Annotated in this window: 9 protein-coding genes; 8 read left to right on the forward strand and 1 reads right to left on the reverse strand. The window is 69.3% G+C overall.

Features of this window, described 5'->3' with window-relative positions; translation table 11 throughout:
• Positions 1–214: hypothetical protein (locus tag ACFWP7_RS40960; protein WP_384393149.1), on the forward strand; the 214-nt coding region annotated here is incomplete at its 5' end.
• A gap of 66 nt (positions 215–280) precedes the next feature.
• Here the strand turns inward: ACFWP7_RS40960 and ACFWP7_RS40965 are convergent.
• Positions 281–1,201, reverse strand: coding sequence for an AraC family transcriptional regulator (locus ACFWP7_RS40965; protein ID WP_384393152.1), 921 nt, complete (start codon positions 1,199–1,201; stop codon positions 281–283).
• Between the two features lie 145 nt (positions 1,202–1,346).
• Here ACFWP7_RS40965 and tkt point away from each other — a divergent pair, with 145 nt between their 5' ends.
• The 7 genes from tkt to ACFWP7_RS41000 all read left to right on the forward strand — a co-directional run bounded on the left by tkt (position 1,347) and on the right by ACFWP7_RS41000 (position 10,537).
• Positions 1,347–3,446, forward strand: coding sequence for a transketolase (tkt, locus tag ACFWP7_RS40970; RefSeq protein ID WP_384393155.1), 2,100 nt, complete (start codon positions 1,347–1,349; stop codon positions 3,444–3,446).
• 206 nt (positions 3,447–3,652) lie between these two features.
• Entirely contained in the window at positions 3,653–4,798 is a 1,146-nt protein-coding gene (gene tal / locus ACFWP7_RS40975; protein ID WP_384393158.1) for a transaldolase, read from the forward strand.
• Complete coding sequence (gene zwf, locus ACFWP7_RS40980; protein WP_384393161.1) at positions 4,795–6,465, forward strand: glucose-6-phosphate dehydrogenase; 1,671 nt, start codon at positions 4,795–4,797, stop codon at positions 6,463–6,465. The genes tal and zwf overlap by 4 nt, the downstream gene beginning before the upstream one ends.
• Positions 6,462–7,397, forward strand: coding sequence for a glucose-6-phosphate dehydrogenase assembly protein OpcA (gene opcA / locus ACFWP7_RS40985; protein ID WP_384393163.1), 936 nt, complete (start codon positions 6,462–6,464; stop codon positions 7,395–7,397). The genes zwf and opcA overlap by 4 nt, the downstream gene beginning before the upstream one ends.
• Complete coding sequence (pgi, locus tag ACFWP7_RS40990) at positions 7,390–9,039, forward strand: glucose-6-phosphate isomerase (protein ID WP_384393165.1); 1,650 nt, start codon at positions 7,390–7,392, stop codon at positions 9,037–9,039. The genes opcA and pgi overlap by 8 nt, the downstream gene beginning before the upstream one ends.
• 5 nt (positions 9,040–9,044) lie before the next feature.
• Positions 9,045–9,923 (forward strand): phosphogluconate dehydrogenase (NAD(+)-dependent, decarboxylating), encoded by an 879-nt coding sequence (gnd, locus tag ACFWP7_RS40995; RefSeq protein ID WP_384393168.1) that lies wholly within the window; start codon positions 9,045–9,047, stop codon positions 9,921–9,923.
• Positions 9,924–9,928: 5 nt separating this feature from the next.
• On the forward strand, positions 9,929–10,537 hold the full coding sequence (locus ACFWP7_RS41000) for a histidine phosphatase family protein (RefSeq protein WP_384393171.1): 609 nt from the start codon (positions 9,929–9,931) through the stop codon (positions 10,535–10,537).
• Positions 10,538–10,665: the final 128 nt, after the last annotated feature.

Below are 10,665 nucleotides of genomic sequence, written 5' to 3' on the forward strand. Positions count from 1 at the left end.
TTTTTGGGTTTTTCTTTTTTTTTTTATTCGACTCGTTTTTGCGCCGGTTGGTCGTCTGTTTTTTTTTTTGTTGGGCTCTGCTGGGGCCGCGTGGCTGCGCCGCCGCCCGCTTCTCGCTGCCCAGCCACTTATTTCACGGCGTGAACTCCCTTTCGCCGAAAAGACTTTCTCGACTTCACCTCTTGACGGCCGGAGAACCCGTCCACCGGGCTGACGCTCGGCATCGGTTGGTGATCCACCGGCGGGAACGAGGGGGCGGCCCCGTCGGTCCGCCCCTCGCTCAGGCCAGTTCCGCCCTGAACCCCGCCGGACTCGTGTCGGTGTGCTGGTGGAAGAACTTGGAGAAGTTCGCGGAGTCCGGGAAGCCCACGGCGACGCCGATGCGCCCGATGGGCAGGTCCGTGTGGGCCAGCAGCCGCTTGGCCTCCAGGATGACCCGCTTGTCGATGAAGCCCTTCGGGGTCTCGCCGGTGGCCGCACGGACCGCGCGGACGAGGGTGCGGCGGGAGTAGCCGAGGGCGTCGGCGTACGCGCTGACGCTGTGGTTGGTGGCGAAGCCCTTCTCGACCGCTTCCCGGAACCGGGTGAAGGTGGTGTCGGTCTGTGCGCGGGCCGCTTCGGCGGAGCTGGCCGCGAGGTGGGCGAGCCGGAGCAGGAACGCGGTCAGGGAGTGCCGCAGCACCGAGGTGTGCAGGCTGAGCGGCAGCGTGGTGGTGTCGACGTACTCGCGTTCCAGCTGGGCGAGTGAGTGCTCCAGCGCGGCCAGTTGTTCCGGGCCGGGGCGCAGCAGCGGGGGCTGGTCGTAGCGGTAGAGGCCGGTCGCCTCGACGGTCGCCCGGGGGAGGAAGCCGGGCTGCATGGTCAGCGCGGTGCCGTGGTAGTCGGCGGGGGAGAACCGGTGGACCTGGCCGGGGCGGATCCACAGGATGTCGCCGGCGGAGACCTCGTACTCGGCGAAGTCGATCATGTGCCGGACGGGGCCGGAGTGAAACAGCATGACGACGTGGAAGTCGATGCGGTGTACGCGCTCCAGCAGTGCCTTCACACGCCAGGTGCGGCCGCTTCCCATCGCGCCGACCTGCATTCCGACGCCGGAGAGGCTCAGATCGACCGGGAAGGGGAAGGTCCTGATCCCGTCGATCTCCTGGCCGGCTCCGCCTTCGCCACCGACACTGCCGCCTTGGGTGCTTCTGTCCGCCATGTCCCTCTCACGTCGGCTCGGTCTCGCCCTGGGTGTCCCACTTTCACCGAAGGCTGACACACGGGCCCCTTCCCCGGCAAAAGTCAGACTTTTAAGTTTGAAGGCGTCAGAGCAGTTTCCCGCTCTTATCGAGGACTTCTTGAAGATGAGCACGCAGCAGAGCCCGCAGACACCTGCCGGCTTCTCCGACGGATTCGAGTGGACCGAGCTGGACCGGCGTGCCGTCGACACCGCCCGGCTACTGGCGGCCGATGCCGTGCAGCAGGTCGGAAACGGTCACCCCGGCACCGCGATGGCCTTGGCCCCGGCCGCGTACACCCTCCTCCAGAAGGTGCTGCGACATGACCCCGCCGACCCGGAGTGGACCGGCCGCGACCGTTTCGTCCTCTCCCCCGGTCACACCTCGCTGACCCTCTACACCCAGCTCTTCCTTTCAGGTTATGAACTCGAACTCGATGACCTGAAGGCGTTCCGCACACACGGGTCCAAGACCCCGGGCCACCCGGAGTACGGCCACACGGCGGGCGTCGAGACGACGACCGGTCCGCTCGGCCAGGGTGCTGCCAACGCCGTGGGCATGGCGATGGCCGCCCGCTACGAGCGCGGTCTCTTCGACCCCGAGGCGCCGGAGGGCGAGTCGCCCTTCGACCACACGATCTGGGCGATCGTCTCGGACGGCGACCTGGAGGAGGGGCTCTCCGCCGAGGCCTCGTCCCTGGCGGGCCACCAGAAGCTCGGCAACCTCGTCTTCGTCTACGACGACAACCACATCTCCATCGAGGGCGACACGGCGACGGCGTTCTCCGAGGATGTGCTCAAGCGCTACGAGGCGTACGGCTGGCACGTGCAGCGGATCGCACCCTCGGCCGACGGCGACATCGACGTGCACGCGCTGCACACGGCGCTCAACTCGGCGCGGGCGGAGACCGAACGCCCCTCCATCATCGCGATGCGCACGATCATCGCCTGGCCCGCGCCGGCCGCGCAGAACACCGAGGCCTCGCACGGCTCGGCGCTCGGCGCCGACGAGATCGCGGCCACCAAGCGCGTCCTCGGCTTCGACCCGGAGAAGACCTTCGAGGTCTCCGACGAGGTCCTCGCCCACGCCCGCCGGGCCCTGGACCGTGGCGCCGAGGCACACACCGCCTGGGACAAGCGGCTCGCCGAGTGGCGCACCGCGCAGCCCGAGCGCGCGAAGCTCTTCGACCGCGTCATGGCCGGTCAGCTGCCCGAGGGCTGGGAGTCCGCGCTGCCGTCCTTCGAGGCGGGCACCTCGGTGGCCACCCGCGCCGCCTCCGGCAAGGTCCTCCAGGCGCTCGGCGGCGTACTCCCCGAGCTGTGGGGCGGTTCCGCCGACCTGGCCGGCTCGAACAACACCACCATCGACAAGACCAGCTCCTTCCTCCCGAAGGGCAACCCGCTGCCGGAGGCCGACCCGTACGGCCGTACCGTCCACTTCGGCATCCGCGAGCACTCGATGGCCGCCGAGATGAACGGCATCGCGCTGCACGGCAACACCCGTATCTACGGCGGTACGTTCCTGGTCTTCTCGGACTACATGCGCAACGCCGTACGCCTCTCCGCGCTGATGCAGCTCCCGGTGACGTACGTGTGGACGCACGACTCGATCGGCCTCGGCGAGGACGGCCCCACCCACCAGCCGGTCGAGCACCTCGCCTCGCTGCGCGCCATCCCCGGTCTGAACATCGTGCGCCCGGCCGACGCCAACGAGACGGTGATCGCCTGGGCCGAGATCCTCAAGCGGCACGCCACCCACCCGGCCCCGCACGGCCTGGCGCTCACCCGCCAGGGTGTGCCGACGTACCCGGCCAACCCCGAGGCGGCGAAGGGCGGTTACGTCCTCCAGGACGCCACGACCAGCGCGCCCGACGTCATCCTCATCGCCACCGGCTCCGAGGTGCAGCTCGCCGTCGCCGCGCGCGAGCAGCTGGAGGCCGAGGGGGTGGGCACGCGGGTGGTGTCGATGCCGTCCGTGGAGTGGTTCGAGGAGCAGTCCCCCGAGTACCGCGCCTCCGTGCTTCCGCCGTCGGTGAAGGCCCGGGTGGCGGTCGAGGCGGGCATCGGCCTGACCTGGTACCGGTACGTCGGTGACGCGGGACGCATCGTTTCGCTGGAGCACTTCGGCGCCTCCGCCGACGCCAAGACCCTGTTCGCCGAGTTCGGGTTCACCCCGGACAACGTCGCCGCCGCCGCCAGGGAATCGCTGGCCGCGCTCCGCGGCTAGGGCCTGTCCGGCGGATCATGCCGGAGACGCGGGACGTGGCACGCCGATCTGCGGCGTTGTCGTCGGTTGCCGACGCTCCGCGTCGCCGCCCTCCTCCGCCTAGCAGCCCGACGCACCACGCCCCGCTCACCTACGTCAATGAGGCACCGCCGATTTCCTCCGACATGATCCGCCGGACAGACCCTGATCCGATCGCACAAAGGAAGATGATCACCGTGACCGAAGCAACCGCACCCGCGGCCATCCTGAAGCGCCTCTCCGACGAAGGCGTCTCCATCTGGCTGGACGACCTCTCGCGCAAGCGGATCACGTCCGGCAACCTCGCCGAACTCATCGAGACCAGGCACGTGGTGGGCGTCACCACCAACCCGTCCATCTTCCAGGCCGCGATCGGCTCGGGAGAGGGTTACGAGGAGCAGCTGGCCGACCTCGCGACCCGCGGCGTGACGGTCGACGAGGCCGTCCGCATGATGACGACCGCCGACGTCCGTGCCGCCGCCGACATCCTGCGGCCGGTGTACGACGCGACCGGCGGCCGGGACGGCCGGGTCTCCATCGAGGTGGACCCCCGTCTGGCCCACCGCACCGCCGCGACGATCGCCGAGGCCAAGCAGCTCGCCTGGCTGGTCGACCGGCCGAACGTGATGATCAAGATCCCCGCGACGAAGGCCGGCCTCCCGGCGATCACCGAGGTCATCGGCAAGGGCATCAGCGTCAACGTCACGCTGATCTTCTCCCTGGAGCGCTACCGCGAGGTCGTGGATGCCTACCTGGCGGGCCTGGAGAAGGCCCAGGCCGCGGGCATCGACCTCGCGACCATCCACTCCGTCGCCTCCTTCTTCGTCTCCCGCGTCGACAGCGAGATCGACAAGCGCCTCGCGAAGGTCGGCACCGACGAGGCGCTCGCCCTCAAGGGCAGGGCGGCGCTCGCCAACGCCCGGCTCGCGTACGAGGCGTACGAAGAGGTCTTCGCCTCCGCACGCTGGACGGCGCTCGCCCCGTCCGGTGCCCACAGGCAGCGCCCCCTGTGGGCCTCCACGGGCGTGAAGGACCCGGCGTACAAGGACACCCTGTACGTCGACGAGCTGGTCGCACCCGGCACGGTCAACACGATGCCGGAGGCGACCCTCAACGCCACCGCCGACCACGGCGACATCCACGGCGACGCGGTGACCGGCGGTTATGCCCAGGCCCGCGCCGACCTGGCGGCCGTCGAGCGGCTCGGGATCTCCTACGACGAGGTCGTGAAGCAGCTGGAGGACGAGGGCGTCTCGAAGTTCGAGGCAGCCTGGGTGGATCTGCTCGACGCGGTGGCGGCCTCCTTGCGTGGCAAGGGAGTTGAGGGGGAATGACCAAGCATGAAACGTTTCCCGACCGTGCCCCGCAGACTGCGCCCGCCGCGCCGAAGGGATCTGGTGACGCGGCCGTGGAACCGGCCGCAGTGAGCGCGGACGAGACCACGGCTACAGACGCGGCCGAGACCACCGTTGTGGACCTCGACTGGTCCAACCCCCTCCGTGACCCACGGGACCGTCGCCTCCCCCGTATCGCGGGTCCCTCGGGCCTCGTCATCTTCGGCGTCACCGGTGACCTGTCCCGCAAGAAGCTGATGCCCGCCGTCTACGACCTCGCCAACCGCGGTCTGCTGCCGCCAGGCTTCTCGCTCCTCGGGTTCGCCCGCCGCGAGTGGGAGGACCAGGACTTCGCGCAGGTGGTGCACGACTCGGTGCGCGAGCACGCGCGTACGGAGTTCCGCGAGGAGGTCTGGCAGCAGCTCGCCGAGGGCATGCGGTTCATCCCGGGCGACTTCGACGACGACACGGCGTTCAGGCAACTGCGCTCGGCCGTCGACGAGTTGGACTCCTCGCGCGGCACCAGTGGCAACTACGCCTTCTATCTCTCCGTACCGCCGAAGTTCTTCCCCAAGGTCGTCCAGCAGCTCAAGAAGCACGGGCTGGCGGACGCGCCGGAGGGTTCCTGGCGGCGCGCGGTCATCGAGAAGCCGTTCGGGCGCGACCTGGACAGCGCGCGCGAGCTGAACAAGATCCTGCACGAGGTGTTCGACCCGGAGCAGGTCTTCCGCATCGACCACTACCTCGGCAAGGAGACCGTCCAGAACATCCTGGCGCTGCGCTTCGCCAACCAGATGTACGAGCCCATCTGGAACCGGTCGTATGTCGACCACGTCCAGATCACGATGGCCGAGGACATCGGCATCGGCGGCCGGGCGGGGTACTACGACGGCATCGGCTCCGCCCGCGACGTGATCCAGAACCATCTGCTCCAGCTGATGGCGCTGACCGCCATGGAGGAGCCCGCCGCCTTCGACGCCGAGTCGCTGCTCACCGAGAAGCTCAAGGTGTTCAAGGCCGTGAGGCTGCCGGAGGAGCTGGGCGAGCACACCGTGCGCGGGCAGTACGCGGCGAGCTGGCAGGGCGGCGAGCAGGTGCGCGGCTATCTGCAGGAGGACGGCATCGACCCCGGGTCGACGACCGACACCTATGCGGCCGTGCGGCTGGAGGTCGACAACCGCCGCTGGGCGGGCGTCCCCTTCTATCTCAGGACCGGCAAGCGCCTGGGCCGACGGGTGACGGAGATCGCGGTGGTCTTCCAGCGCGCGCCGCACTCCCCCTTCGACTCGACGGCCACCGAGGAGCTCGGCGCGAACGCGATCGTCATCCGCGTCCAGCCCGACGAGGGCATGACTGTGCGCTTCGGATCGAAGGTGCCGGGTACGTCGATGGAGATCCGGGACGTCACGATGGACTTCGCCTACGGCGAGTCGTTCACGGAGTCCAGCCCGGAGGCGTACGAACGGCTGATTCTGGATGTCCTGCTCGGCGACGCCAATCTCTTCCCCCGTCACCAGGAGGTGGAAGAGTCCTGGAAGATCCTCGACCCCATCGAGGGCTACTGGGAGAAGGACGGCAAGCCCGCGCAGTACCCCTCGGGCAGCTGGGGCCCGGGGGAAGCCGACGAGATGCTCGCACGAGACGGACGGAGCTGGCGCAGGCCATGAAGATCGACCTCACCGACACCACGGCAAGCAAGATCAACAAGGCGCTCGTGAAGGGGCGCCGCGCAATCGGCACACCTGCCGTGGGCATGGTCCTCACGATGGTCATCGTGACCGACGAGGAGAACGCGTACGACTCCATCAAGGCGGCCGAGGACGCCTCTCGCGAGCACCCCTCGCGCACCCTGGTCGTCATCAAGCGGGTCGCCCGCACCCCACGCGACCGCACGCAGTCCCGGCTGGACGCGGAAGTGCGGGTCGGCTCGGACGCGGGCACCGGTGAGACGGTCGTCCTGCGGACGTACGGCGAGGTGACCGACCACGCGGACTCGGTGGTCCTGCCGCTGCTGCTGCCCGACGCGCCGGTCGTCGTCTGGTGGCCGGTGGACGCCCCCGAGGTCCCGGTCAAGGACCCGCTCGGCGCCCTCGCGCAGCGCCGGATCACCGACATGTACGCCGTCGAGAACCCGCTGGGGGCGCTGGAGGCCCGCGCCGCCTCGTATGCGCCAGGCGACACCGACCTGGCGTGGACCCGGCTGACGCCGTGGCGCTCGATGCTGGCCGCCGCGCTCGACCAGTCCCGTACGAAGGTGACCTCGGCGGCGGTCGAGAGTGAGGCCGACAACCCGAGCGCCGAACTGCTGGCCCGCTGGCTGGAGGCCCGCCTCAAGGTCCCGGTCGAGCGTGTCGTCACCGCGGGGCCCGTGGTGACCGCCGTACGGCTCGGCACGAAGAGCGGCGAGATCGTGATCGACCGCCCCGAGGGCCCGCTGGCCACGCTGACCCTGCCCGGACAGCCCTCCCGCACCCTCGCGCTGAAGGTGCGGCCCACCTCCGAGCTGATCGCCGAGGAGCTGCGCCGCCTCGACGCGGACGAGATGTACGCCATCGCCCTGCGGGGCGAGGGCACCAAGGAGACCTTCCGTCATGCCTGACTCTCCCAAGCTCACGCGGCGCCCCGAGTGGGTGGCCCTGGAGGACCACCGTGCCGGTGCACTCCTGCACCCGCAGCTGCGTGAGCTGTTCGCCGCCGACCCCGCTCGCGCGGAGCGTTACGTCGTACGCGTCGGTGACCTGCGTATCGACTACTCCAAGCACCTGATCACCGACGAGACGCTCGCCCTGCTCCAGGAACTGGCCACCGCCACCGGTGTGTTCGGCCTGCGGGACGCCATGTTCCGCGGCGAGAAGATCAACGTCACCGAGCGGCGGGCCGTCCTGCACACCGCGCTGCGCGCGCCGCGCGACGCGGTCGTCGAGGTCGACGGCGAGAACGTCGTCCCCGCCGTGCACGCGGTCCTCGACAAGATGACCGACTTCGCCGAGCAGGTCCGCTCGGGCAAGTGGACCGGGCACAGCGGCCGGCGCATCCGCAATGTCGTCAACATCGGCATCGGCGGCTCCGACCTCGGCCCGGCGATGGCGTACGAGGCGCTGCGCGCCTTCACCGACCGCGAGCTGACGGTCCGCTTCGTCTCGAACGTCGACGGAGCCGATCTGCACGAGGCCGTCCGGGACCTGGACCCGGCGGAGACGCTGTTCATCGTCGCCTCGAAGACCTTCACGACCATCGAGACCCTCACGAACGCGACCTCGGCCCGGACCTGGCTGCTCGCCGGTCTCGGGGGCGACTCCGACGCCGTGGCCAAGCACTTCGTCGCGCTGTCCACGAACTCCGAGAAGGTCGCGGACTTCGGTATCGACACGGCCAACATGTTCGAGTTCTGGGACTGGGTCGGCGGGCGGTACTCGTTCGACTCGACGATCGGTCTCTCGCTGATGATCGCGATCGGCCCGGACCGGTTCCGCGAGCTGCTCGACGGGTTCTTCGTGGTCGACGAGCACTTCCGTACCGCACTGCCGGAGGCCAACGCGCCTTTGCTGCTCGGCCTGTTGGGTGTCTGGTACGGCAACTTCTTCGACGCCCAGTCACACGCGGTGCTGCCGTACTCGCACTACCTGTCCAGGTTCACCGCCTACTTGCAGCAGCTGGACATGGAGTCCAACGGCAAGTCCGTGGACCGGGACGGTCACCCCGTGGAGTGGCAGACCGGTCCGGTGGTGTGGGGCACGCCCGGCACCAACGGGCAGCACGCGTACTACCAGCTCATCCACCAGGGCACGAAGCTGATCCCGGCCGACCTGATCGGGTTCGCCAATCCGGTCGGCGAGCTGAGTGACGAACTCAAGGCCCAGCACGACCTGTTGATGGCCAACCTCTTCGCGCAGGGACAGGCCCTCGCCTTCGGGAAGACCGGCGACGAGGTCCGTGCCGAGGGGGTCCCCGAGGAGCAGGTGACGCACCGCACCTTCCGCGGCAACCACCCCACCACGACCATTCTGGCAGCCGAGTTGACGCCTTCGGTGCTCGGCCAGCTGATCGCCCTCTACGAGCACAAGGTGTTCGTCCAGGGGGCGATCTGGAACATCGACTCCTTCGACCAGTGGGGCGTCGAGCTCGGCAAGGTCCTCGCCAGGCGCGTGGAGCCCGCCGTCACCGAAGGCGCCGACGTGCCCGGCCTCGATCCCTCCACCGCCGCCCTCGTGGCCGCCTACCGCACTCTCCGGAAGAAGTGAACGACATGCAGCTCGGACTGATCGGCCTCGGTAAAATGGGCGGCAACATGCGCGAGCGGATCCGCCGCGCAGGCCACACCGTCCTCGGATACGACCGCAATCCCGACCTCGCCGATGTCCACAGCCTGGAAGAGCTTGTGGGCAAGCTCGAAGGCCCGCGGGTGGTGTGGGTGATGGTCCCGGCGGGTGCCGCGACCCAGTCCACCATCAACGAGCTCGCCGCGCTCCTGTCGCCCGGTGACGTCGTCGTGGACGGCGGCAACTCCCGCTGGACGGACGACGAGAAGCACGCCGTCGAGCTCGGCATCAAGGGCATCGGCTTCGTCGACGCGGGCGTATCCGGCGGCGTGTGGGGCCTGGAGAACGGCTACGCACTGATGGTCGGCGGCGACGCGCAGAACATCGCCAAGGTCCAGCCGGTCTTCGACGCCCTCAAGCCCGAGGGCGACGCCGGCTTCGTGCACGCCGGGAAGGTCGGCGCGGGCCACTTCTCCAAGATGGTCCACAACGGCATCGAGTACGCCATGATGCAGGCCTACGCCGAGGGCTGGGAACTCCTGGAGAAGGTCGACTCCGTCACCGACGTACGCGAGGTCTTCCGCTCCTGGCAGGAAGGCACCGTCATCCGCTCCTGGCTGCTCGACCTCGCCGTCAACGCCCTCGACAGCGACGAACACCTCGACAAGCTCCGCGGCTTCGCCGAGGACTCCGGCGAGGGCCGCTGGACCGTCGAGGCCGCCATCGACCACGCCGTCCCGCTGCCCGCGATCACCGCGTCACTCTTCGCCCGCTTCGCGTCCCGCCAGGACGACTCACCGCAGATGAAGATGGTCGCGGCACTGCGCAACCAGTTCGGCGGCCACGCCGTCGAGTCGGCGAAGTAACCGTCATGGGGGACCTGTTGCTGGTCCGCCACGGCGAAACCGAGTGGAGCGTGTCGGGCCAACACACCAGCTGGACCGACCTGCCGCTCACCCAGCGCGGCGAGGAACAGGCCAAGTCCCTCGCCCCGCTGTTCGCCGACCGGACCTTCGCCCTCGCGCTCACCAGCCCGCTGGGCCGCGCGATACGCACCGCGGAACTCGCCGGCCTGTACGGGGCCGTACCCGATGCCGACCTGCACGAGTGGGACTACGGCGCGTACGAAGGCGTCACAACCGTCGAGATCCACCGCACCCGGCCCGACTGGTACCTCTGGAACGACGGGGTCCCGACCGGACCCGCGGGGCACCCCGGCGAGTCGCCGACGCAGGTGGGACGGCGCGCCGACCGCGTACTGCAGCGCATCGTCCCGGCGCTCGACGGCGGTGACGTGGTCCTCGTGGCGCACGCCCACTTCCTGCGCGTGCTCACGGCCCGCTACCTGGAGCTGCCGGCCGCGGACGGCCGCCTCTTCCAGCTCGCGACGGGTACGGTCAGCCGGCTCTCCACCGAGCACGACCGTCCCGTGATCGCCGAATGGAACGCCACCGCGGTCGCCACGCCCGTTCACCTGTGAGCAGCTCAGGGATCAGGGCGGAGACGGCACGACGCAGCCGATGAGGTCGATGAGCAGGGGGCCGGGCTCGTATCGGACGCTGTTGGTTAATCCCGGGCCCTGATACTTCGCCCCGTCGTCATGCGGCG

Source organism: Streptomyces sp. NPDC058470 (genome assembly GCF_042721055.1).
In the GTDB taxonomy this organism is placed as follows: domain Bacteria; phylum Actinomycetota; class Actinomycetes; order Streptomycetales; family Streptomycetaceae; genus Streptomyces.